24 protein-coding genes and 1 pseudogene are annotated in these 21,362 nt (G+C 56.2%); 11 read left to right on the top strand and 14 right to left on the bottom strand.

Going from position 1 to position 21,362, the window contains the following annotated elements:
* Positions 1-9: 9 nt before the first annotated feature.
* The 4 genes from groL to ACR0DU_RS15250 all read left to right on the top strand — a co-directional run bounded on the left by groL (position 10) and on the right by ACR0DU_RS15250 (position 4,600).
* Positions 10-1,653, top strand: coding sequence for a chaperonin GroEL (groL, locus tag ACR0DU_RS15265; protein WP_480455553.1), 1,644 nt, complete (start codon positions 10-12; stop codon positions 1,651-1,653).
* A 144-nt stretch (positions 1,654-1,797) separates the two neighbouring features.
* On the top strand, positions 1,798-2,640 hold the full coding sequence (locus tag ACR0DU_RS15260; protein WP_480875694.1) for a DMT family transporter: 843 nt from the start codon (positions 1,798-1,800) through the stop codon (positions 2,638-2,640).
* Between the two features lie 38 nt (positions 2,641-2,678).
* Entirely contained in the window at positions 2,679-3,452 is a 774-nt protein-coding gene (locus tag ACR0DU_RS15255; protein WP_170779507.1) for an alpha/beta hydrolase, read from the top strand.
* Positions 3,449-4,600: an alpha-D-ribose 1-methylphosphonate 5-triphosphate diphosphatase gene (locus ACR0DU_RS15250; RefSeq protein WP_480875690.1), complete on the top strand. Its 1,152-nt coding sequence runs from the start codon at positions 3,449-3,451 to the stop codon at positions 4,598-4,600. Before ACR0DU_RS15255 ends, ACR0DU_RS15250 begins: the two co-directional genes overlap by 4 nt.
* 62 nt (positions 4,601-4,662) lie before the next feature.
* Here ACR0DU_RS15250 and ACR0DU_RS15245 read toward each other — a convergent pair whose 3' ends face one another.
* The 4 genes from ACR0DU_RS15245 to ACR0DU_RS15230 all read right to left on the bottom strand — a co-directional run bounded on the left by ACR0DU_RS15245 (position 4,663) and on the right by ACR0DU_RS15230 (position 7,272).
* Positions 4,663-5,730, bottom strand: coding sequence for a 5-(carboxyamino)imidazole ribonucleotide synthase (locus ACR0DU_RS15245; protein ID WP_480875688.1), 1,068 nt, complete (start codon positions 5,728-5,730; stop codon positions 4,663-4,665).
* Positions 5,731-5,732: 2 nt separating this feature from the next.
* Positions 5,733-6,488: an NAD(P)-binding domain-containing protein gene (locus ACR0DU_RS15240; RefSeq protein WP_480875686.1), complete on the bottom strand. Its 756-nt coding sequence runs from the start codon at positions 6,486-6,488 to the stop codon at positions 5,733-5,735.
* On the bottom strand, positions 6,485-6,970 hold the full coding sequence (purE, locus tag ACR0DU_RS15235) for a 5-(carboxyamino)imidazole ribonucleotide mutase (protein WP_010441786.1): 486 nt from the start codon (positions 6,968-6,970) through the stop codon (positions 6,485-6,487). Before purE ends, ACR0DU_RS15240 begins: the two co-directional genes overlap by 4 nt.
* Positions 6,971-7,047: 77 nt before the next feature.
* On the bottom strand, positions 7,048-7,272 hold the full coding sequence (locus tag ACR0DU_RS15230) for a YdcH family protein (RefSeq protein WP_010441787.1): 225 nt from the start codon (positions 7,270-7,272) through the stop codon (positions 7,048-7,050).
* A gap of 164 nt (positions 7,273-7,436) precedes the next feature.
* Here ACR0DU_RS15230 and ACR0DU_RS15225 point away from each other — a divergent pair, with 164 nt between their 5' ends.
* The 3 genes and pseudogenes from ACR0DU_RS15225 (at position 7,437) to ACR0DU_RS15215 (ending at position 9,053) form a co-directional block, all read left to right on the top strand.
* Positions 7,437-7,850, top strand: a complete 414-nt coding sequence (locus tag ACR0DU_RS15225) for an Hsp20 family protein (RefSeq protein ID WP_010441788.1) — start codon at positions 7,437-7,439, stop codon at positions 7,848-7,850.
* 5 nt (positions 7,851-7,855) lie between these two features.
* On the top strand, positions 7,856-8,080 hold the full coding sequence (locus ACR0DU_RS15220; RefSeq protein ID WP_010441789.1) for a DUF1150 family protein: 225 nt from the start codon (positions 7,856-7,858) through the stop codon (positions 8,078-8,080).
* Between the two features lie 86 nt (positions 8,081-8,166).
* Positions 8,167-9,053, top strand: a pseudogene (locus ACR0DU_RS15215) (PhzF family phenazine biosynthesis protein).
* Positions 9,054-9,073: 20 nt separating this feature from the next.
* On the opposite strand, the gene ACR0DU_RS15210 reads toward ACR0DU_RS15215, so the two are convergent.
* The 5 genes from ACR0DU_RS15210 to trxB all read right to left on the bottom strand — a co-directional run bounded on the left by ACR0DU_RS15210 (position 9,074) and on the right by trxB (position 15,117).
* Positions 9,074-9,916, bottom strand: a complete 843-nt coding sequence (locus tag ACR0DU_RS15210; RefSeq protein ID WP_480875682.1) for a glycosyltransferase family 32 protein — start codon at positions 9,914-9,916, stop codon at positions 9,074-9,076.
* A gap of 131 nt (positions 9,917-10,047) precedes the next feature.
* Complete coding sequence (locus tag ACR0DU_RS15205; RefSeq protein ID WP_170779519.1) at positions 10,048-11,766, bottom strand: bifunctional sulfate adenylyltransferase/adenylylsulfate kinase; 1,719 nt, start codon at positions 11,764-11,766, stop codon at positions 10,048-10,050.
* A gap of 200 nt (positions 11,767-11,966) precedes the next feature.
* The gene (locus tag ACR0DU_RS15200) at positions 11,967-13,622 is read right to left on the bottom strand and encodes an adenylate/guanylate cyclase domain-containing protein (protein WP_480875680.1); all 1,656 of its coding nucleotides are present in this window, start codon (positions 13,620-13,622) and stop codon (positions 11,967-11,969) included.
* A 93-nt stretch (positions 13,623-13,715) separates the two neighbouring features.
* Positions 13,716-14,174, bottom strand: a complete 459-nt coding sequence (locus ACR0DU_RS15195) for an RES family NAD+ phosphorylase (protein ID WP_319545060.1) — start codon at positions 14,172-14,174, stop codon at positions 13,716-13,718.
* 1 nt (position 14,175) lies between these two features.
* Entirely contained in the window at positions 14,176-15,117 is a 942-nt protein-coding gene (gene trxB, locus ACR0DU_RS15190; protein WP_170472933.1) for a thioredoxin-disulfide reductase, read from the bottom strand.
* Positions 15,118-15,344: 227 nt separating this feature from the next.
* Between trxB and ACR0DU_RS15185 the strand changes: the two genes are divergently transcribed.
* Positions 15,345-15,845 (top strand): Lrp/AsnC family transcriptional regulator, encoded by a 501-nt coding sequence (locus ACR0DU_RS15185; RefSeq protein WP_170779528.1) that lies wholly within the window; start codon positions 15,345-15,347, stop codon positions 15,843-15,845.
* 119 nt (positions 15,846-15,964) lie between these two features.
* On the opposite strand, the gene ACR0DU_RS15180 is transcribed toward ACR0DU_RS15185, so the two are convergent.
* Together ACR0DU_RS15180 and ACR0DU_RS15175 are read right to left on the bottom strand one after the other, a co-directional pair.
* The gene (locus ACR0DU_RS15180; protein WP_170772576.1) at positions 15,965-16,747 is read right to left on the bottom strand and encodes a Hint domain-containing protein; all 783 of its coding nucleotides are present in this window, start codon (positions 16,745-16,747) and stop codon (positions 15,965-15,967) included.
* Positions 16,748-16,762: 15 nt separating this feature from the next.
* Entirely contained in the window at positions 16,763-16,909 is a 147-nt protein-coding gene (locus tag ACR0DU_RS15175; protein WP_480875675.1) for a hypothetical protein, read from the bottom strand.
* A gap of 62 nt (positions 16,910-16,971) precedes the next feature.
* On the opposite strand from ACR0DU_RS15175, the gene ACR0DU_RS15170 reads away from it, so the two are divergent.
* Positions 16,972-17,115 (top strand): hypothetical protein, encoded by a 144-nt coding sequence (locus ACR0DU_RS15170; protein ID WP_480614358.1) that lies wholly within the window; start codon positions 16,972-16,974, stop codon positions 17,113-17,115.
* Between the two features lie 357 nt (positions 17,116-17,472).
* Here ACR0DU_RS15170 and pgeF read toward each other — a convergent pair whose 3' ends face one another.
* Genes pgeF through lgt form a run of 3 tightly spaced genes read right to left on the bottom strand, consistent with a single transcriptional unit; the run spans position 17,473 to position 20,179 of the window.
* The gene (gene pgeF / locus ACR0DU_RS15165) at positions 17,473-18,231 is read right to left on the bottom strand and encodes a peptidoglycan editing factor PgeF (RefSeq protein ID WP_480875672.1); all 759 of its coding nucleotides are present in this window, start codon (positions 18,229-18,231) and stop codon (positions 17,473-17,475) included.
* Entirely contained in the window at positions 18,228-19,295 is a 1,068-nt protein-coding gene (locus ACR0DU_RS15160; protein WP_480875669.1) for a class I SAM-dependent methyltransferase, read from the bottom strand. Before ACR0DU_RS15160 ends, pgeF begins: the two co-directional genes overlap by 4 nt.
* Positions 19,292-20,179, bottom strand: a complete 888-nt coding sequence (gene lgt, locus ACR0DU_RS15155; protein WP_170541301.1) for a prolipoprotein diacylglyceryl transferase — start codon at positions 20,177-20,179, stop codon at positions 19,292-19,294. The genes ACR0DU_RS15160 and lgt overlap by 4 nt, the downstream gene beginning before the upstream one ends.
* Positions 20,180-20,276: 97 nt before the next feature.
* Between lgt and ACR0DU_RS15150 the strand changes: the two genes are divergently transcribed.
* Together ACR0DU_RS15150 and ACR0DU_RS15145 are read left to right on the top strand one after the other, a co-directional pair.
* Positions 20,277-20,525 carry an accessory factor UbiK family protein gene (locus ACR0DU_RS15150; RefSeq protein ID WP_010441801.1) on the top strand — a complete coding sequence of 83 codons (249 nt, stop codon included), beginning with the start codon at positions 20,277-20,279 and terminating at the stop codon, positions 20,523-20,525.
* Between the two features lie 314 nt (positions 20,526-20,839).
* Complete coding sequence (locus tag ACR0DU_RS15145; RefSeq protein WP_010441802.1) at positions 20,840-21,340, top strand: type III secretion system chaperone family protein; 501 nt, start codon at positions 20,840-20,842, stop codon at positions 21,338-21,340.
* Positions 21,341-21,362 lie beyond the last annotated feature (22 nt).

Raw genomic sequence — 21,362 nt, 5'->3', positions numbered from 1 at the left:
AGAGACAACATGTCTGCAAAGGACGTCAAGTTTGACACCGATGCCCGTAACCGCATGCTGGCCGGTGTGAATGTTCTGGCCGATGCTGTTAAAGTGACCCTGGGCCCCAAAGGCCGCAACGTGGTTCTGGACAAATCCTTCGGCGCACCGCGCATCACCAAAGACGGTGTTTCGGTTGCCAAGGAAATTGAACTGGAAGACAAGTTCGAAAACATGGGCGCGCAGATGGTGAAAGAAGTCGCCAGCCGCACCAATGACGAAGCCGGCGACGGCACCACCACTGCAACCGTTCTGGCTCAAGCCATCGTTCGCGAAGGTCTGAAGCAGGTTGCAGCTGGCCTGAACCCGATGGACCTGAAGCGCGGCATCGACCTGGCAACTGCCAAGGTTGTTGAAGGCATCAAAGACGCCTCGCGTGAAGTTAAAGACTCGGCAGAAGTTGCTCAGGTTGGCACCATCTCGGCCAACGGCGAAGCCGAGATTGGCCAGCAGATCGCTGACGCGATGCAGAAAGTTGGCAACGAAGGCGTTATCACCGTCGAAGAAAACAAAGGTCTGGAAACCGAGACCGATGTTGTCGAAGGTATGCAGTTCGACCGTGGCTACCTGTCGCCTTACTTCGTCACCAACGCAGATAAGATGATCGCAGAACTCGACGACTGCATGATCCTGCTACACGAAAAGAAACTGTCCTCGCTGCAGCCGATGGTTCCGCTGCTCGAGCAGGTGATCCAGTCGCAAAAACCGCTGCTGATCATTGCTGAGGACGTTGAAGGCGAAGCGCTGGCAACTCTGGTTGTCAACAAACTGCGCGGCGGCCTGAAAATTGCTGCGGTCAAAGCACCGGGCTTCGGCGATCGCCGTAAAGCCATGCTGCAGGACATCGCAATCCTGACCGGCGGTCAGGTCATCAGCGAAGATCTGGGCATGAAGCTCGAGTCCGTCACCATGGACATGCTCGGCACCGCCAAGAAAATCGAAATCACCAAAGACGAAACCACCATCGTCGACGGTGCTGGCGAGAAAGCCGAGATCGAAGCACGTGTTGCTCAGATCCGTACACAGATCGAAGAAACCTCGTCGGACTACGACCGTGAGAAGCTGCAAGAGCGCGTTGCCAAATTGGCAGGCGGTGTTGCCGTTATTCGCGTCGGTGGCATGACCGAAGTTGAAGTGAAAGAGCGTAAGGACCGTGTGGACGATGCTCTGAACGCAACACGCGCTGCCGTTCAGGAAGGCGTCGTTGTCGGCGGTGGTGTTGCTCTGGTTCAGGCTGGTAAAGCACTGGAAACTCTGGAAGGCGCAAACGCTGACCAGAACGCAGGCATCAACATCGTGCGCAAGGCTATTGAATCGCCGCTGCGTCAGATCGCCGAGAACGCAGGTGTCGACGGTGCGGTTGTTGCAGGCAAGGTCCGTGAATCTTCCGACGCAGCATTCGGCTTCAACGCGCAGACCGAAGAATATGGCGACATGTTCTCGTTCGGTGTGATCGACCCGGCCAAAGTTGTCCGTACCGCTCTGGAAGACGCGGCATCGGTTGCTGGCCTGCTGGTCACCACCGAAGCAATGGTTGCCGACAAGCCTGCCAAAGACGGTGGCGCACCTGCCGGCGGCATGCCCGACATGGGCGGCATGGGCGGCATGATGTAAGCTGCTCAAGCCATAGCGCTTATCGACGGGGTCGCCTTTGGGCGGCCCCGTTTTAGTTTGCGCTGGTAAACACGGCGAGCCGCGTGCTGTGTTCGCGCAGAAAAGTGAGTGTGCAAACCGCGTTGAAACCTCTATGCCGTTGATATGCGCCTGTTTCTTTTGACCTCACTGACCATGTGCGCCTTCGCGGCGAACTCGATCCTAAATCGGCTCGCGATTGATAGCGGTGCCAGTGATCCGGCGGGATTTGCGGTCTTTCGAGTATTGTCTGGTGCTTTGGTTTTGGCTGCACTGGTGGTTATGCGAGGCGGCACAATCCCAGTGTTTAGCCGCCGGCGCATAGCTGGGGCAGGGTCGCTATTACTCTACATGATCGGATTCTCCGTCGCCTATCTGACGCTCGATGCAGGGCTTGGCGCGTTGATCCTATTTGGAGTGGTGCAGATCACGATGTTCGCCATCGGGGCTTTGACTGGCTCGGTACCCATGATGCGGCAGCTACTCGGTGCCGGGGTTGCGCTGGGCGGTCTGGTATTTGTCCTTTGGCCTGCCGGGCCGGTGCAAGTCGATCCGTTGGGTGCGAGTATGATGACGGCTGCCGGGATTGGATGGGCTATCTATTCCATCTCTGGGCGATCAGAACCAGACGCGTTGTCGGGAACTGCTGCAAACTTCATTGTGGCTTTGCCATTTACGGCACTCGCCTTGTTCCTAATGGGCAGTGACTGGCATATGACGACGCTAGGCTATGTATTGGCGGCGTTATCCGGAGGCGTCACGTCCGGTCTGGGCTATGCACTGTGGTATCGCGTTGTGCCGCAGCTTTCGCCTGCTGTCGCCGCGATCGTACAACTCAGCGTTCCGGTCATCGCCATTGCCGCCGGTATCATTCTGCTATCAGAGGTTGCGAACCTACGGCTGTTGCTAGGAGCAAGCTTTGTGCTGGGCGGAATTGCGCTGGCAGTGACGCGGCGGCGCGGCGACTAGGGGTTTTCTCAACTTTGGTTAAGTCTTATTTGGCGGGTATGAAGTTTGTAGCAGCGATCTTTCTTACTATTGCTCCTGTGGCGGTACAGGCGAAATGCGTCGTGCTGCTCCACGGGCTTGCGCGTACCGAGGCTTCGTTTACCGTCATGGAGCAGCTTTTCCATGCCCATGACTATACGGTAATCAGGCCGGGTTACCCATCGACAGATTTGCCGATACCCGAGCTCGCCAACCAGACATTGCCCGATGCTTTCGAGGCCTGTGGTGACGACACGGTGAACGTCGTGGCCCATTCGATGGGAGGCATTCTGTTACGGTATTGGTTGCAGGATAATGAACCCGAGAAACTTGGGCGCGTCGTTATGCTTGGCCCCCCGAACCAAGGCAGCCAACTGGTAGATGAGCTTGGCGCTTGGGAGGTGTTCGGTTTTCTGAATGGACCCGCCGGTCTGGCATTGGGAACAGGCCCCGAGGGCATTCCGCGCCGCTTGCCGCCTGTCGACTTCGATCTGGGGGTGATTGCGGGAGAGAATTCTTTGAATCCGCTTTTTTCGTCCCTTATTGACGGGCCCGATGACGGCAAGGTCTCAATTGAGACAACAAAAGTTGAGGGTATGTCAGATCATATTGTCCTGCCGGTTACCCATACGTTCATGATGAATAACCCACGGGTCATGGCGCAGACACTGCATTTCATCGAATTCGGACAGTTTGATCCCCAGATCACTTGGCTTGATGGGGTGATGGATATCATCGATCAGATCTGTCTGGGCGAAGACTGCTCGGAACCTGAATCGGAGCGCACTCAATGAGCTCATTGGAACTGACATTGACCGGCGCAGATGTTCTGCTGCCGGAGGATGGACTTACGAGCGGTGAATTATCCATCGCAGACGGTTTTCTGCAGACGGGCAGGGCAGGGCGGCAGATTGATTTGTCGGGCTATCTTGTTCTGCCCGGGATCATAGACCTGCACGGCGACGGGTTCGAACGCCATATTGCACCGCGTCGTGGTGCGATGAAGCAGATGGCAGAGGGCATTTTGTCGGTTGAGGCGGAATTGGCGGCAAACGGAATTACGACCGGTGTTCTGGCGCAGTTTCACAGCTGGGAAGGTGGCGTGCGCGGACCCGAATTTGCCGGGCAAGTCTTCGAGGCCATCGCGGCGGTCCGTGATGATGTGTCGACAGATCTGATCCCACAGCTACGCTTTGAAACCCATATGCTGGACGACTATGAGGGGCTGCCAGAGCGCATTGAAAGCTGGCAGGTCCCTTATGTGGTCCTAAACGATCATCTGCCTCATGATCGGTTGGCAGAAGGGCGCAAACCACCGCGTCTGACGGGGCAGGCGTTGAAGGCGGGGCGTAATCCGGAAACCCATTTTGATATGCTGCTATCAATGCACGCACGCAGTACCGAGGTGCCAGCTGCGTTGGATGGGCTTTGCGCTAAACTCACAGAACGAAGCATTCGACTGGGCAGCCATGATGACTCCACTTCTCGGGATCGTACGGTCTGGCGCGATCGCGGTGTCATGATCTCGGAATTCCCCGAAACGCTTGAAGCCGCCGAAGCCGCCAGAGCGGGTGGGGATCACATCATCCTCGGTTCGCCAAACGTCGTTCGTGGCGGTTCGCATAAGGGAAATGCCAGTGCTTTGGACCTGATCGCAATGGGTCTGTGTGATGCGCTGGCATCGGATTACCACTACCCCAGCCCACGCCGTGCTGCGTTGATGCTGGTTAAATCCGGTTTGCTGGATCTCACAAATGCTTGGGCATTGGTTTCTTCGGGTCCCGCAGAAGTTCTGGGCCTCAAGGATCGTGGAGCACTGCAGCCCGGAAAACGGGCTGATCTTGTAATATTGGATGCAGCAACCCAACGTGTTGCGGCCACTTTGTCAGGTGGGCGCGTCAGCTACATGTCCGGCGATGTCGCTACGCGGTTTCTAAGCTGATCCCAGCTTCATCGGGCTAAAAATATCCCCGCCAGAGGCATCGAGCGACAGCGCGATTACTTCTAACGCACGATACGATTGAAATGCCCCATCTTGCGGCCTACCTTGACCTCGGTCTTGCCGTAGAGATGCAGCGCGATATCCCGCTCACGCGCAAGCTCGGGCACGCGGTCCATGTCGTGACCTATTAAGTTCTCCATCACAACGTCCGAGTGCCTTTGCCCGTCGCCCAGTGGCCAACCTGTCACTGCTCGAATATGTTGCTCGAACTGATCTACGGCACAACCATTCTGCGTCCAATGACCCGAGTTGTGAACCCGAGGCGCGATTTCGTTCACGATTAAGCCTTCAGGCGTCACGAACAGTTCAACTCCCATCACGCCAACATAATCCAGCGCGTTCAGGATTTTGGCCGCGAGTAGTACAGCGTCTGTTCGTTGCGCCGGCGACAGGCGTGCTGGGATTGTGGTCGTATGCAGGATACCGTCACGATGCACGTTCTCTCCGGGATCGAAACAGGCGACCTGACCGTCGAGGCCACGCGCTGCGATTACCGACACTTCATGGCTGAATTCCACGAACCCTTCCAGAATGGACGGCGCACCTGCCATATCACCCAAAGCTGCCTCGGCGTCGTCGGGTGCACGCAGGCGGGCTTGCCCTTTGCCGTCATATCCAAAGCGGCGGGTTTTCAGGATCGCAGGGGTGTCGATTTCATCAATTGCAGCCTGCAGACTGTTCAGATCGGTGATGTCTACAAAGGGCGCAGTTTTAAGGCCCAGACCTCGCAGAAAGGTCTTCTCAGTCAGCCGGTCCTGACTGACCCGCAGCGCCTCACGGCCGGGGCGGATTGGGCGATGTGCTTCAAGCAGATCCAGCGCCTGAGTGGGGATGTTTTCGAATTCATAGGTGATGACGTCTACCGATTCCGCAAAGGCCTTGAGAGCGTTCTCATCATCATACGCAGCGGTTGTGACACGATCCGCCACCTGTCCGGCGGGCGGGTTCGTACCTGGTTCAAAGATATGAGCCTTGAACCCCAGTCGTGCTGCGGCGACCGACAGCATACGGCCCAGCTGGCCACCGCCCAGTATTCCGATCGTTGCACCGGTCGGGAGCATATCTGCCATCGTTACGTCTCCAATCGTTTGCCAATCGCTGTAAGAGCGCTGCGCAAAGCATCATGCGCGCCCTCGGACTGCAAGGTATCTGTCATCTGAAGGCTTAGCGTGCCTTCGGTCGCAAGTGCGTCGCGCTCTGTAGCCAATTGACCCGCTTGCCCTTTCTTCGTGGCTTCAAGGAAGCCTGACATCAGTTGAGTGGTGTAGAACTCGGCACCATGTTCGTCGCCGGTTTGCTCGGCCAGCCAGCCTGCACCGGTTGCCATCAGATCCAGAAGGCCTGGCACCATGGCGCAGATTGCGAAATGGGCGTTCAATGCCGTCTCGTCAGCGACTTTTACCACGGGGTTTTCGGGCTCAAACAACTCGGCCAGCAAGCGATCATTGCCGTAGGCGGCGAGTGGGCATCTTCCGGTCTGCAAAAATCCCAACGGGATGGTCTGCACGAAATCTGATGCTGGAGCGCATAATGTGGCAAGCTGGGTCTGAGGCACCGCAGCCATCACAGATACGATCTGCTGATCAGAGCGAAAGGTCAGCGGGCTCAGAACATCTTCTGCAATATGTGGGCGCAGGCAGAGGAACACGATGTCTGAGTCATCGATTACCTCCTGCGGAGTGCCGACGTCGACTCCAAGCTCTGCCTTCAAGGCCTCGGAAACCTGCGCGTTGCGCTCGGTGACACAAATTTCATGACCTTTTGAAGCCATTAATCGTGCAATCGGCGCCGCGATGTGGCCGGTGCCGATGATGCCGATGCGGCTCATCCCTGCGGTTCCTCGGGAATCGAGGCCGAGAGCGCCTCGCGCCAAGCCTCCAACCGATCCGCCAGTGCCGCATCCTGTAGCGCTAGTATTCCCGCAGCCATCAGCCCCGCATTGGCCCCACCGGCCGAGCCGATCGCCATGGTCGCCACCGGAAAGCCTTTGGGCATCTGCACGATCGAATAGAGCGAATCCACACCCGACAGTGCGCGTGTCTGCACAGGCACACCAATCACCGGTACGCGGGTTTTTGACGCCATCATGCCGGGCAGATGCGCTGCGCCGCCTGCACCTGCGATAATCACGTTTAAGCCGCGCGAAACAGCGGATTTTCCATAGTCCCAAAGACGATCTGGCGTGCGATGAGCCGAGACGATGCGTGCCTCATATGCGATGCCCAATTCATCCAGAATGTCGGCGGCCTCTTTCATCGTGGGCCAGTCGGACTGGCTGCCCATGATGATCCCTACTTTCACATCGCTCATAGCTACTGTGCCCCTGCCTTCGGAAAGAGCGCGCACTATAGCCAAATCCACTTATGTGGCAATGCGGTACACGCGCTTCAGGCGATGATATCTGGGGTTAAACGGTCTTCGATCAGACGAATAATGTCTTTCAGGCGCAGTTTCTGCTTTTTCAGTCGTTTGATCGTCAGCTGGTCTGAGGTTCCCTTGGCCTGCAGAGCTTCAATTGCCTCGTCCAGATCGCGGTGCTGGCGGCGAAAAACCTCCAACTCAACACGCAGGACTTCATCGGTTTTCATCGAAAGATCGGTGGGCGCGTTCATTGGCGACTCAGTAGCTCATGTGGTGCTTTACACACAAGATAGTGTGTCAGGCTTTATCCGGCCAGACCTTGTGGACATCCCTGTATCTTCCCATATTCTATAATACGCGGTTGCCAGAACGGGGCCGCACAAAACGTCGCTTTGACAAAGAAGGACGAAAATACGTGTCGAAACTTACCTTAGGCTCATACCCGCATCTTTTGGGGTTCGAGCAGTTGGAACGCCTTCTGGAACGGTCTGCAAAGGCCGGAAATGAAGGGTACCCGCCCTATAATATCGAACAGACCTCGGATTTTTCCTATCGCATCACACTGGCAGTGGCCGGTTTCGCGGAAGAGGACCTGTCGATTACCATCGAAGATCGCCAACTGGTGATCCGGGGCCGTCAACGCGACGACAGTGAAGGGCGCATTTTCCTGCATCGCGGCATCGCGGCCCGTCAATTCCAGCGAATGTTTGTGCTGGCAGATGGTGTCGAAGTGGGCGAGGCGATCATGGAGAACGGTCTGCTGCATGTGGATCTGACCCGCGCCGTGCCAGAAACCGTGGTTCAGACAATCAACATCAAGAAGGGGTAAGAGCAATGAACACACCGATTGAGATAAACACCGAAGGCAACCGGATTGTCTATGTGAAGGCGGTCGATGTGGCCGATTTGCCGCGCGACGTGCGCGAGCAGGCAGGCGACTTGGATCAGCTTTATGCGGTTCACGATTCCGATGGTCAGCAACTGGCTTTGGTGGCCGACCGCAAACTGGCCTTTGTGCTTGCACGGGAGCATGATCTTTCGCCCGTGGCCGTTCACTGAACCGGCTCCGCACTCTGCTGAAATGACGTGACATTTGCCTCGACTACGGTGATCTTGCCGCAGTCGGCAAAGCAGGAGTGTGCATCATGAGCTGGTATGATTTTGACTGGGTGGACGCATTTAGTGATCGGGCCTTTGGCGGTAACGGCTGCTCAGTCGTGCATGGCGGGGCCAGCCTGACGGATGAGGTTTGCATGTCTTACGTGCGCGAAACCTCATTGGTTGAATGCACCTTCACAGGGCCATCAGATGTTGCCGACGTCCGAGTCCGATATTTTCTTGCCAGCCGGGAAATCCCGTTTGCTGGGCATCCGACAATCGCAACCGTTGCGGCAATGCGTTCGCGTGACCTGTTCGAAGGCGACGCGCTGACGCTGGAAACCGGGGCAGGGATCGTATCGATCGATCTTAATGGCGATGAAATTGAGATGACGCAGGTCGCTCCGCAATTTGGTGATCAGGTGCCGGCCGAATTGGTTGCTGCTGCTATCGGGTTGCCTGAGGCTGCAATTGTCTCTCCACCTCAATTCGTTTCGACCGGGCTGCCGTTCTGCATCACGGTTTTGCGCGATCACGCAGCGCTGCGTGCGGCTAAGCTTGACGTGGATTCGCTTGGAAGAATTGCTGAAAGGGCTGGATTCTCGGGGTCCGACATGGCCGAGCCGTTTCTGGTCACGCTCGATGGCGCAACGGCGGAAGGTGATACATTTTCGCGCCTTTTGATGGCGCCGCCAAGTCCTTCTGAAGACCCGTTTACGGGTTCGGCGACTGGCGCGATGGCGGCCTATCTGTGAAATATGATTTGATGAAGAAGGACTGTTTTATCGCTGAGCAGGGGCACGATATGGGGCGGCCCGGCCAGGCGCGCGTTACGAAGGTTGGGCCCTCCCAAGCCATGACTGGAATCAAAGTTGCCGGGCGCGGCCATGTGCTGATGCGTGGGCAGGTGGACCTGCCTGACGGGGTGTCATAGCGCATTGGGTCTGTCGCAGCTTACTGCTTCATCCAATCTGCCTGAATGATTGGTCGCGAAGCCGGATCAATCGAATGCCTTTCGCAGATCCTTTCCAGATATGACCCTCTCTGCGGCAGGCCTGCATTTTGACTTGCGAGCCATTTCTTTTGATGGCCGTAGATATGAACTGAATAGGTCTGCTCACCCTCAAACTTTGTCAGCGCGATGTTCGGGGCGTGCAGTTTCCAAAGCTCTTGCCGTTCAAGTGGATAAAACGCATCTGGCGGTTTTGCTTGGCGATCCTCACCCGTCTTGTTCATGAAATGAGTCAGCGCCTTGGGGCCGGAACATCCCCAGGGTAGCGTCTCGATCCCCCATGTTTCTCCACGCATGGAACGATCGCGGTTCTTTCGGTGCAAGCGCGGTCCACGCCATGGTTGGGTTGGGTTTTCGGCTGCCACAAATTCCAACATCTGCGTCAGTGCCTGAGACTCACTAGGCAGCCGGAGAACCCCGTTGGGAAGTGATCCAGAGGAAGTGGATCCAAAGACATAAGGGCCTTCGAACTCAAATGGCCTGATGCAGTACGCGTCCAGATCAACCCAGATAGAACTGGATTTCCGCATCAGATGCAGCCGGAAGATGTCTGAGAAAACTGCGATCCGATGTCTGTCGTTATTCTCAAGATCGAACGGAGCAGGCCAGAGTATGTCAGATGCAGGGCGAACTACGGCACCGTCTGGTACACCATCGATCTGTTCGGCGGTGTATAGAACGAACTCGTGACCGTTATCGAGATAGGATTGGATGCAAAGCGCCTCGATCCAGGATAAATTCGAACCGTACCAGAAGCCGGCGATAGTTGGCAGAGGCTGCGCCATTCAGTGACCACACCCAATCATTAGATTGCTCAATCTATATTCGGTTTTCACCAGATCCGGCAACGTGGGGTGTTTCAGACGAATGTGGCAGCCTCCGAATGACTGAGGCTGCCGTGACTTTTACGAGGTGCTCAACCGGCAGCGATCAATCCCATGCTTTCCAGTTTCAGCAGAACCTGATGGGCGCAGTTATCGACTTCGACATTCTCGGTCTCGACGCTAAGCTCAGGGTTCTCGGGGACATCGTAAGGGTCAGAAATTCCTGTGAATTCCTTGATTTTACCCTCCCGCGCAAGCTTATAAAGGCCTTTGCGATCGCGGCGCTCGCATTCCTCAATGCTGGTGGCCACATGCACCTCGCAGAACGCACCGAATTGTTCGATCTCTTCGCGCACGGCGCGCCGGGTTGTGGCATAAGGTGCAATCGGCGCACAGATGGCGATACCGCCGTTTTTGGTGATCTCACTGGCCACATAGCCGATGCGGCGGATGTTCAGGTCGCGGTGCTCTTTTGAGAAGCCCAGCTCAGAGGACAGGTTCTTTCGCACGATATCCCCGTCAAGCAGGGTGACAGGACGGTCCCCGGTCTCCATCAGTTTGACCATCAAAGCATTGGCAATTGTCGATTTTCCCGAGCCCGAGAAGCCCGTGAAGAACACTGTGAAACCCTGTTGAGACCGCGGCGGGAAACGATTGCGCAATTCCTGTACAACTTCGGGAAACGAGAACCATTCTGGAATCTCCAGCCCTTCGCGCAGACGGCGGCGCAGTTCGGTGCCCGAGATGTTCAGGATAGTAACGTTATCCTTGTCCAAAATCTCATCATTCGGCTCATATTGGGCGCGCTCCTGTACATAGACCATGTGCTTGAAATCAACCATCTCGAGGCCGATTTCGTCTTGATATTTGCGGAACAGGTCCTGCGCGTCATAAGGGCCATAGAAATCTTCACCGGCCGAGTTTTTGCCCGGACCGGCGTGGTCACGACCAACGATGAAATGGGTGCAACCGTGGTTTGCGCGGATCAACCCGTGCCAGACTGCCTCGCGCGGGCCAGCCATGCGCATCGCAAGGTTCAGTAGCGACATCGAGGTGGTTGAGGCCGGATATTTGTCCAGCACGGCTTCATAGCAACGCACGCGGGTGAAATGATCCACGTCACCCGGTTTGGTCATGCCAACCACGGGATGGATCAGCAAGTTGGCCTGTGCCTCTTTCGCCGCGCGGAAGGTCAATTCCTGATGCGCACGGTGCAAGGGGTTGCGGGTCTGGAATGCTACGATCCGGCGCCAGCCAACTTTACGGAAGTACGCCCGCAATTCGTTTGGTGTGTCACGACGGGCTTTGAAGTCATAGTGAACTGGTTGCTGGATGCCGGTGACAGGGCCACCCAGATAAACCTTGCCCGCTACATTATGCAGGTAATTCACAGCCGGATGCGCATCATCATCGGCACCAAAGACCTTTTCCGCCTCACGCGCTTTGTCCGGCGTCCAGCGGTCGGTCACGGTCATGGTGCCCAGAATGACGCCTTCCTGATCACGCAAGGCAATGTCCTGACCCAGTTCGATGGTCGCCGCAAATTCCTCATCAACGTCCAGTGTGATCGGCATCGGCCACAGCGTCCCATCGGCCAGGCGCATGTTTTCGACCACGTTGTCGTAGTCAGCTTCGCTCAGGAAACCTTTGAGCGGGTTGAACCCGCCATTCATAAGCAGTTCCAAGTCGCAGATTTGACGAGGGCTTAGGTCCCAGCTGGTTAGGTCGGCTGCTTCGACCTTCAGTTTTTGTGCGGATTCGTAAGAAACGTATAATTCAGGGATCGGGGCCAGATTGCTTAGCATCGTCATAGGAAATCTCTTATCGCAGTGTTGTTTGCTGTTGTTTCAGAGGTGCTGGTGAGGCATTTGCCCCGACCTCGGTGCGATGTCCATAGACCGGTAGAAACAAAGGAGGATATGCGCGGTTTTTTCCCGAAATGGAACGATTTTCTGTTTTTTGTTTCAGGTTATTGAAAAAATCCCGCTGCTCAAAGACATTAGGCGCATTCTCAGGCAATCTGTTCCAGGGGCGTGGTTTGCGATTCAAGGTAGGCTGCGTGTCTGACGGGCAGGGCGGGGACAGGTTCAGAGACACCCCGCAGGCTGAATTCCCGCAGATCGCGCGGATCACATTGCAACCCCGCCGCGTCCAGAACCTTGTCCGATACAAGAAGTTCGACCCCCAGCGCTTTGGTTTCGGCCTCTAGTCGGCTGGCAACATTTACCGCGTCTCCTATGATGGTGCGCGGCGCGTGTTTCGCGGCACCAATTTCGCCCAATACAAGGTCACCAAGATGCAGGCCCATGCCAATACGTACGGGCTGGCTGCCTTCTGCTTCAAGCTGTTGATTGAAACGCTCCAATGCCCGCCCGATCCCAGCCGCCGCCCTTAGACCGGCACTTGCTGAACTTGCGGCATTGGCTGTTTCGAACATCGCCAACAGACCGTCGCCCATATATTTATCAACCACTCCGCCCTGCGCGGTGATCGCGGGAACGATTGCGTCGAAGAAACGATTCAACAGAAACACGATGTCATACGGCAATTGCCCGGTCGTGCGGGCGGTGAATCCGCGCATGTCCAGAAACAAAACTGCCAGTTGCCGCTCTTGCCCCTGGCTGGCATGCGCACGATCGCGCGCACCGTCCGGGCGAAAAACGCGAAACACGGTGAGCGGGTCGGTCGGCCGCATCTGACAGGCAAGGCGGGTACCTTTGGGCGCGCTGACGGCTTTCAGACTGCGGGCTTCGACTTCGGTAGGCGGGTGCAACTGATCGGCGCCTTCTTCAACCACAACACGACAGGTCGTGCAGCGCCCCTTGCCACCGCATAGCGCAGTATGGGGAATGCCGTTTGCGCGCGACATCTCCAAAAGGGTCATGCCTTTTTCTGACACGACTTCGGGACCGTTGAGATAGCGTACCCTCACCGAATGCCGCCGCCGCCAAAGCTTGCGCCCGAGATAGACCATTCCGGTCAGCGCCAGCGCGGCCCAGAATACCCACTGCGCATAATCTTTGACTGCAAACAGGGCCTGAAACTCGTCTTGCGAGGGCCAGTTATAGTGTTCGATATACTGTTCTCGCAGATCGGGGTCAGCAAAATCGGCCCAGATACGCCGCCCCTCGGTAAGAAGACCGGCGAAGGCAAAGCCCGGTACAAAGACGGCGATGCCGATCAGATATGGAACCAGCGCGCGCCACCATGTGGTCAGCCGCAGCCACATATGCAGCCCGATACACCCGTGAATCCACACCAGCAGCAGCAATAGGCTTTGGAACCAGATCGCGGTGCCGGGCCACATCAGGATGATGATGTACCCCATTTCATCATTCACCCCGAAAATCTCATGCGCATAGCGGGTCTGGACCAGATGAGAGACTAGCTGCAGCGGGATCAACAGGCCAAGAATAACCTGAAGCGCGACGCTGAAAGGCATCCTGAGTGTACGGCGCTGCGCAAGCGAGACCAGCGCGAGACCCATGTGCATCAGCAATGCGCCATATATCACGATGCTGCCGATCTCATGGCGGTTGACAGCTTTGCGCCCGCCTTGCATCCCGTGCAGCAGGTCGGTGTGAAACAGACCGAGGCCGATATTGATGAAGTGAAAGAACGCAAAGACAAACAGCACGAGGCCGCTTGCGATTCTGAGCCGGCTCATCCATCCGCCGCGCCAAAGTGCGTTATCCAAAAGCTTACCTGTTCGTCGCGTTGCTTGAAACGATCCTGATACGGCGGTGTGCGCCGGTCAAGGTTACCTTTCGGGACGCCAATCGTTAGGCGTGCTAGCCGGCTGTATCAAATTGACCCCAGTACTGAACAACACGAGATGGCTAAGTTCGGGCCGCGAACGCGAACTGTACAACAGCCCGTCCGCGCCAACTGCGCGTGCTTCATCCGAAAATCGCCAAGTTGGGGAAGGGGTGCCGTTGTCCCGCAGGTCTTGCCAGACAATCGAGACATCGGCGCGCCCCCGCAAGTCCATCAAATGCGCTGCGGAAACCTGAAACTGTTGAATTACACGCGGCGGATCGCATGGCGAGACATAGCGCCGTATGGCGATCCCAGCTCCTTCTGCGCTTAGTGAAGCATACAGGGCGAATTGGCCGGAATGATGAAACCGGCCTTCGGGTGCGCGTGCAGGTGCCAATGGGGTGCCCAATTGGCTGCGGAACAGAATTCTCCAGACCGGGCCGGAGAACTCTGTAATCATTTTAGTCGTTCTCCGCCAGGAACCGCTCGGCATCCAGCGCAGCCATGCAACCCATACCAGCGCTGGTTACGGCCTGACGATACACGTGATCGGTCAAGTCCCCGGCTGCGAAGACGCCCGGAACTGAGGTCTCGGTTGTGCCCGGTTTGGTAATGACGTAGCCACCCATGTGGGTCTCCAAAGTGTCCTTAACCAGTTCATTCGCCGGGGCGTGACCGATAGCGACAAACACGCCTTTGCAAGGGATTTCGGTGATCTCTCCGGTTTTGACGTTCTTGACCTTGACGCCTTCGACACCCAGCGGAGCATCAGTGCCAACGACCTCGTCCAATTCATGGAACCACAGCGGCTCGATCTTTTCGTTCTTGAGCAGCCGGTCCTGCAGAATCTTCTCGGCGCGCAGCTCATCGCGGCGGTGGATCAGAGTGACCTTGCTGGCAAAGTTGGTCAAGAACAGCGCCTCTTCCACTGCGGTGTTCCCGCCCCCGATAACCACAATTTCCTGCCCACGATAGAAGAACCCGTCACAGGTGGCACAGGCCGAAACACCAAAGCCTTTGAATTTTTCCTCGGATGGCAGGCCGAGCCATTTGGCCCGCGCGCCTGTGGCCAGGATTACCGCATCGGCAGTATAAACTGTGCCGCTGTCACCCTTGGCCGTGAAGGGGCGCTGGCTGAGGTCCAGATCGTTGATGATGTCACCGATGACCTCGCATCCCATGGCCTTGGCGTGATCCTGCATCCGCACCATCAGATCCGGCCCTTGCACCTCGGTGTCACCGGGCCAGTTCTCGACTTCGGTAGTAGTGGTCAGTTGCCCTCCAGGCTCGATCCCCTGCACCAGAATCGGCTCCAGCATGGCGCGGCTTGCATAGACGCCAGCAGTGTATCCGGCCGGTCCCGATCCGATGATCAAAACCTTTGTGTGTCGTGTTTCAGCCATGGTATCCCCACTCGATCTGCCTTTTAGGGCAATTTTCCAATCCGGATCGATATAGCGACCACAACGCAGAGCTTAAAGCCCTTTCATATTGCAAGCTCTTGATGCGACTGATGACAGGTTAATCGGGCGAACATACATTTGAGATAACGAAAATTGCTCAGTCGTGAAATATTATTGCGCCCACCGGGGCTGCTGATATAACAACCGGAAAAATTTAGGAGCATTCGATGGTCGCGACCCGATTGGATGAAATCGACCGCAAGATTCTTGCGGAGCTGCAGGCCGACGGCCGAATGACCAATGTTGAACTTGCCAAACGCGTTGGAATATCGGCTCCACCCTGTCTGCGACGGGTGCGGACATTGGAGGATTCGGGCTATATCCATGGTTACCATGCGGATGTGAACGCCCGCGAACTTGGATTCGAGGTGCAGGTTTTTGCGATGGTCGGGTTGGAAAGCCAGGCTGAATCCGAACTCAGTGCCTTTGAACACCGTTGCCGCGAATGGCCTTTAGTCCGTGAATGCCACATGCTGAACGGCGAGGTGGATTTCATCCTGAAATGCGTTGCACCGGATCTCAGCAGTTTTCAGCAATTTCTTACGGGCGAGTTGCTGACCACGCCAAACGTGGCTAGCGTGAAAACCTCGCTCGTTATCCGAGGCGCAAAAGACGAGCCAGGCGTACCATTTGACGTACTGGAAGACCGGATGAACCAGACGGCCTGACCCTGATACCTGATTGATCCACCGCGCATGGTGACAGCACCGCTGCCACAGCCAGGGATAATGCCCAAATTACTAATATCTGCATGATGCCTCTACACTTGCAGTAATCGTTAACCATTTCACGCTGTTAGAGCGTCAATTTCACCATCTCCGGCCCTTGGCAAGAGCAATGGGCCAAAATCGTTCAGTGATTCGATATGTGAGAATAGATTCAGATAGATCGATCGCAAAGAGTGGCTGATCATCCGTACGGCGTTAACGCCGGGATGATAGGTCTCGAATTGCAGACCATCAACCCGGATGACCGAATGTCGCGCGACGCAGATATGGAACAACTCAACCGGAGTCGGCGGTAGCGTTTCAATTACGCTCGTACCGTCTTGGAACTCATTCACGGGTGTCAGCATAGGTTGGCCAGCATGCAAATGGCGCATATGCGCTGGTGTCGCGAGCAGGCGTGCTGCGGGACCAGCGATAACGCCCGACATTGGTTTCTGCATCCCAAAGGTGTCGGCCATAATTCGGGTCAGCGGACGGGTCCGTCCACGCGAATCTTCGCGCCCCGGGATTAGTGTTACAGACCCCTTCCAAAGCACCGTTTCGGATGATCCGTTCTGAGTAAGAACATCATCACCGGGCAACAGGTCTTCAATGGCCATCGGACCATGCGTTGTCTCGACCAACGAGCCACGTGTAAAGGCGCAAAACGCATCTTCGAACATCGGTAAGGCCGGTGCGATATGCCTTGTCTGTGAAACATCCCCATTTTCCAGCAGGCAAGAAACTTCGTACCTTCGAAGCTGGGCCTTAGGTTTTGTTGACGGTCCAGGCACATCGCGCAACAGCGCTGACGTCTCGACCGCGTTTCTGGCAGCTTGTGCCAGAGAATTTGGAATAGCCATAATATTCCGTCTCCTCTAAATACCGTCCGGGCATTTTGAACCCCCGTGCAACTGCGCCAAACGGCTATGTTCTTTGTCTTTAATCAAAGGGATAAACACCGGCCGATGCTGCAAGTGCGCAGCGCCGCAAAAAGTAACACCAATGTTCATGGTCAGTTTCATGACCCCCCAGACAAACTCGTAAACTGCAGGCTTCAATTGCCCGCACGCACACGCTCCGAAACATGGTCGCAATCTCGATCGCGACCCCACATACCGAACCGGAGCATTACCCGGTATGTGGCTTGCCCGTTGAGACCGGCAGCTGGTCCCATGGGGTTGCGTGTCAGCGTCTGGCCGCCAGGCGGCGCGCGACTCTGACAGAGTGACTAGAAACCCGCTTCCAGGGCATTTCTGGTTCCTGATCCTTAAGGGCCGTAAGCACGGCATTCAGAAAGCGCGATTTCATTCTCATATTCATCATCCTGCTTCGTTGGGGCGAAACGCCCGGTTCCTGTATGTCGACCAAATGTGATGCGGCTTTGCGGCACCGATAAGGCTGATCCGGGATGAATTCAGGACAATAAGAAGGTTTTAGTTACCTCTTGGTTACGTACACCAACGCTCAGTTGCCCCAATTTCGGGTAACCGTCTGAGCATTGGTGAAAATTTGAGACGATTCTGTGACAGATAAACACAATAAATGTGGCAGAATCTGGGCGACGTCGCCTTAATTCGGTCTAGATCTACAGCCTGATCGCTGAAATCAACCTGCCGTAGTCGGCCTCATTGGCGTGGGTTGAGCGCCGATAGGAATAAAACCTATCAGGGTCGGAATATGTGCAGTGCTTAATCCATTCGGCTTGTCCAACACCGGCCTGACGCAAACGGTGCAGGCCAAACGCGGGTAAGTCAAAGTGCAGGCGGTCGCCTTCGCCATTTGCGAAGAATCGCGTGTTTTCCGACGAGTCAGCGACAAAGCTGTCCAGAAATTCCGGGCCAACTTCGTATGCACGTTGCGAAATGGTTGGACCAATGACCGCCGCAGTGTTTGCCCGTGAGGCCCCCAATCCCTCCATCGCATCAAGAGTTGCCTCTAGAACGCCGTCTAACGCTCCGCGCCAACCCGCGTGCGCTGCACCGATCACTTTTGCGTCAGAATCTGCCAATAGAACTGGCTGGCAATCCGCCGTCAATATCGTCAGGGCGAGGCCTGGCGTCGCCGTAACAACCGCGTCTGCTTTGGGCTTCTCGCCATTAATTGGTCCGTCCACGGTGATTACGGTTGGAGAATGCACCTGATGCACGCCGATCAAGCCCTCTGGGGTGACTTCCATGGCCTGGGCGACGCGCCTGCGATTCAAGGCTACGGCCTCGGCCAGATCAGTTGAACCGGTTCCGCAATTGAGACCGGCATAAATACCGGACGAGGCGCCGCCACGACGACTGAAGAACCCGTGTTGCACCGGGGACAGAATATCAGATGTGAGGATTTCCAATGTCATGGTTCCAGTCCCGGTGGCGGTGCAGCGTGTTGCGGATATAGGCCCAGTACTTTGAATAGGTTTCCCATTTCATCCGGGTGCGTCAACCGTCGATGTGCGGATATCAGCGCCTCAAGCTGTGACCCGCTGAGCCGGGCAGCAAGAGATTGAGCACGCGCGGTGATCCCTAGTCGTTCAAGAAACACCCCTTGCGGTGTCAACCTTGAATGGACACAGCCCGCAGCGCGCGCCACAATCGCCAAAGCCTCAAAGTCGACATGCGCTGTCAGGTCTGCCTGGCCGGGTTGGTCCAATGGGTCGACTGTTTTATGTGTCTGCAAGGCTTGCAAAGTGTCTCCAAGTGATCGCCAGTCGCCATAATCGATGATGAGCCCGGCCCCGCCATACCGTGATATCCGCCCAGCGATGCTACTCAGAATGGAGGAGGCAGCAGCGCATAACTCGACCAGATCGCCATCCTGTGTATCCTGTAGTCGTTCGTTCAGTGCAGCCTGAGGGGTCTGCGCGCCAAGCCGGAATGCAAGTGAGGTGCCGTCACCCCCGACCAATCGCTCGCGCCAACCTTCGCCGTCACGCAAAAACTGACGTACGGGAAGGGCATCGAAGAATTCGTTTGCCACCAGATACAGCGGAAGATCCGGTAGATCAGAAATGGCCTCGACCCATTGGGGTTTATAGTTCTGCAGGGTTTTGGACTGGATGCTACGCAAGACTGGAGAGGCCTCAAACAGCATAGTCTCGATCGCGTCATGAAATCCGGGAACACCCTTTGTTGCGCGCAAGATGTCTGCCATTAGCGTGCCACGACCGGGGCCAAGCTCTGCCAGTGCGACACGTTCGGGTTTGCCCTGATCAAGCCAGCATTGCGCCAGACACAAACCGATCAACTCGCCGAACATTTGGCTGATTTCCGGAGCAGTGATGAAATCACCTTGGGCGCCCAGCGGGTCGCGGGTCGCGTAATAGCCATGCTCGGGATGCATCAGGCATTCGGTCATGTAGTCGGCGACGGTCATGGGGCCATCATTTTGAATGCGGAGGAGCAGAAGATCCTTCAGATTCATGATCTGCGCCGCGCCCGCAGCGCAAACCAAAGGCCAAGTGCAATCATCGGCAATGATAAAAGCTGCCCCATGGTCAGGCCGTACCCACCCACATGCCATGCGAGCCCCAGCGGGTTGCCGGGGGTGATAAATTGGGCGTCCGGCTGGCGAAAGAACTCGACCAGGAATCGCGAAGCGCCGTAGCCTGCAAGAAACACGCCCATAATCAGACCGGGTTTCTGAAACGCGCCACGCCGATAGGCCAACCAGATCAGTAGTGCACCAAGAAGCAGCCCCTCAAGTGCTGCTTCATACAGCTGCGAAGGATGGCGGGCGCACATTCCGGCCACAACGCCGGGACAATCCTGTGCCGCGCTGCCGGGAAAGATCACCGCCCATGGCAGCTCACTGGGCCGCCCCCAAAGTTCGGCATTGCTGAAATTCGCGAGTCGCCCCAGCAATAACCCGGGTGGCACCGTGTGGGCGACCAGATCGGCTAGCGAGAGAAGCGGAATCTTGTGGCGCTTACCGTACAGATAACTGGCGATGATCACGCCCAGCAGGCCGCCATGAAACGCCATGCCGCCTTGCCAGACCATCAGGATTTCCAGCGGGTGCGATAGGTAGTAGGCGGGCTGATAGAAAAGGACGAAACCCAAGCGGCCCCCAAGGATGACACCCGCGATGATCCAGGTCACTAAATCCTCAAGCTGGTCGGGGCGCATCGGGGGTGTCTCGTCCGTCCAAAGCCCAGGTCGCCGCAGCGCGATCAGCGCCACGCGCCAAGCAATCAGAATGCCAACGATATAGGCCAGCGCATACCAGCGCAGCGCAAACTCCATCCCGAACACAGAGATCGAGAAAACGTCGGGTGACAGATCGGGAAAATTCAGTACAGCCTGCATGTGCGTCTCATTGCCCGGGGTTTGCGGGGCAAGTCAACCTTGAGCCCGGGCCATTCTTTACCCATATAGAGAGCAATCGTGAAATCGGAGAAAGCCCATGCAAACCCGTAACAAGATTCTGGACGATATGTCTCAACTCATGACCAACGCCATGGGCGTGGCGCAAGGGGCGCGGGAAGAAGCTGAAAATGCGATGAAGTCGATGATGGATCGCTGGCTGGCTGATCGCGACTTTGTCACCCGGGAAGAATTTGATGCCGTGCGGGCCATGGCGCAGAAAGCGCGCGAAGAAAATGCCGCGCTTGAACAGCGTATTGCCGCACTTGAAGCGAAGCTGGACAAATAAGTCCGACTGAATTGCAAATTTCAGGCAAAGACAATCAGCCGCGCAATCCAGACTTGGATTGAGCGGTGTCGTGTATGATGCCGCCTTGCAGAAAATAATCAAGACAAAGCTGCGTGAGACGCCAATATTTTGATCGGCGTTGCCAACTGTCCACAACTTATTGCTGTTATCCCCAATAATTAGGGTTGCCAGAACCCGGCGTGCGTCGCACCATATTTAGTACAGACAGACTGGGGAAGCCCGGCTTGTAGAGCAGGCAACTAGCGCTGGGGCGCTGCCAGCCCCAAATTGCTAGAGATTAGTGAGGTGGCATTATGGCCCTTTCCGAGCAGTATCTCGAAGAAGACCTTCATCCGATCGACATTGTTGAACATCTTGCAGAACATCACGACTGGGATTTTGACCGGATCGGGGATGATCAGATTGCCATGGCTGTTGAAGGACAGTGGCGCACGTACTCGATCACACTGGCCTGGTCGAATTACGACGAAACGCTGCGTATGGTATGTTCGTTCGAAATGGAGCCTCCAGCTGAGCGCGAAACCGAGCTTTATGAATTGCTGAACAAGATGAATGATCAGTGTTGGGCCGGGGCGTTTACCTACTGGGCCAATCAAAAATTGATGGTCTATCGCTATGGCTTGGTACTGGCCGGTGGTCAGACCGCCAGCCCGGAACAAATCGATACCATGATCACCGCAGCGGTACTGAGCGCCGAGCGCTACTATCCCGCAATCCAACTGGTGACCTGGGGCAACCGTGATCCGGAAGAGGCAATGCAAGTCGCCATTGCAGAGGCTTACGGCCGCGCGTAAAGCTTTGCCCCAAACCATAGGG

The organism is Ruegeria sp. G2 (genome assembly GCF_056533505.1).
This window is presented reverse-complemented; position numbering and strand designations above follow the sequence as displayed.

Excerpts from the sequence above, each read along its gene's own strand:
- ACR0DU_RS15180 (WP_170772576.1), bottom strand. The coding sequence starts at position 16,747 with ATGGCTATTCCAAATTCTCTGGCACAAGCTGCCAGAAACGCGGTCGAG.
- ACR0DU_RS15205 (WP_170779519.1), bottom strand. The coding sequence starts at position 11,766 with ATGACGATGCTAAGCAATCTGGCCCCGATCCCTGAATTATACGTTTCT.
- ACR0DU_RS15195 (WP_319545060.1), bottom strand. The coding sequence starts at position 14,174 with ATGATTACAGAGTTCTCCGGCCCGGTCTGGAGAATTCTGTTCCGCAGC.
- ACR0DU_RS15175 (WP_480875675.1), bottom strand. The coding sequence starts at position 16,909 with ATGAAACTGACCATGAACATTGGTGTTACTTTTTGCGGCGCTGCGCAC.
- ACR0DU_RS15250 (WP_480875690.1), top strand. The coding sequence starts at position 3,449 with ATGAGCTCATTGGAACTGACATTGACCGGCGCAGATGTTCTGCTGCCG.
- ACR0DU_RS15245 (WP_480875688.1), bottom strand. The coding sequence starts at position 5,730 with ATGGCAGATATGCTCCCGACCGGTGCAACGATCGGAATACTGGGCGGT.
- ACR0DU_RS15145 (WP_010441802.1), top strand. The coding sequence starts at position 20,840 with ATGGCCCTTTCCGAGCAGTATCTCGAAGAAGACCTTCATCCGATCGAC.
- ACR0DU_RS15210 (WP_480875682.1), bottom strand. The coding sequence starts at position 9,916 with ATGGCGCAGCCTCTGCCAACTATCGCCGGCTTCTGGTACGGTTCGAAT.
- pgeF (WP_480875672.1), bottom strand. The coding sequence starts at position 18,231 with ATGACATTGGAAATCCTCACATCTGATATTCTGTCCCCGGTGCAACAC.
- ACR0DU_RS15230 (WP_010441787.1), bottom strand. The coding sequence starts at position 7,272 with ATGAACGCGCCCACCGATCTTTCGATGAAAACCGATGAAGTCCTGCGT.
- ACR0DU_RS15260 (WP_480875694.1), top strand. The coding sequence starts at position 1,798 with ATGCGCCTGTTTCTTTTGACCTCACTGACCATGTGCGCCTTCGCGGCG.
- ACR0DU_RS15255 (WP_170779507.1), top strand. The coding sequence starts at position 2,679 with ATGAAGTTTGTAGCAGCGATCTTTCTTACTATTGCTCCTGTGGCGGTA.
- lgt (WP_170541301.1), bottom strand. The coding sequence starts at position 20,179 with ATGCAGGCTGTACTGAATTTTCCCGATCTGTCACCCGACGTTTTCTCG.
- ACR0DU_RS15170 (WP_480614358.1), top strand. The coding sequence starts at position 16,972 with ATGGTCGCAATCTCGATCGCGACCCCACATACCGAACCGGAGCATTAC.
- ACR0DU_RS15200 (WP_480875680.1), bottom strand. The coding sequence starts at position 13,622 with ATGAGCCGGCTCAGAATCGCAAGCGGCCTCGTGCTGTTTGTCTTTGCG.
- ACR0DU_RS15150 (WP_010441801.1), top strand. The coding sequence starts at position 20,277 with ATGCAAACCCGTAACAAGATTCTGGACGATATGTCTCAACTCATGACC.
- purE (WP_010441786.1), bottom strand. The coding sequence starts at position 6,970 with ATGAGCGATGTGAAAGTAGGGATCATCATGGGCAGCCAGTCCGACTGG.
- trxB (WP_170472933.1), bottom strand. The coding sequence starts at position 15,117 with ATGGCTGAAACACGACACACAAAGGTTTTGATCATCGGATCGGGACCG.
- ACR0DU_RS15185 (WP_170779528.1), top strand. The coding sequence starts at position 15,345 with ATGGTCGCGACCCGATTGGATGAAATCGACCGCAAGATTCTTGCGGAG.
- groL (WP_480455553.1), top strand. The coding sequence starts at position 10 with ATGTCTGCAAAGGACGTCAAGTTTGACACCGATGCCCGTAACCGCATG.
- ACR0DU_RS15240 (WP_480875686.1), bottom strand. The coding sequence starts at position 6,488 with ATGAGCCGCATCGGCATCATCGGCACCGGCCACATCGCGGCGCCGATT.
- ACR0DU_RS15220 (WP_010441789.1), top strand. The coding sequence starts at position 7,856 with ATGAACACACCGATTGAGATAAACACCGAAGGCAACCGGATTGTCTAT.
- ACR0DU_RS15160 (WP_480875669.1), bottom strand. The coding sequence starts at position 19,295 with ATGAATCTGAAGGATCTTCTGCTCCTCCGCATTCAAAATGATGGCCCC.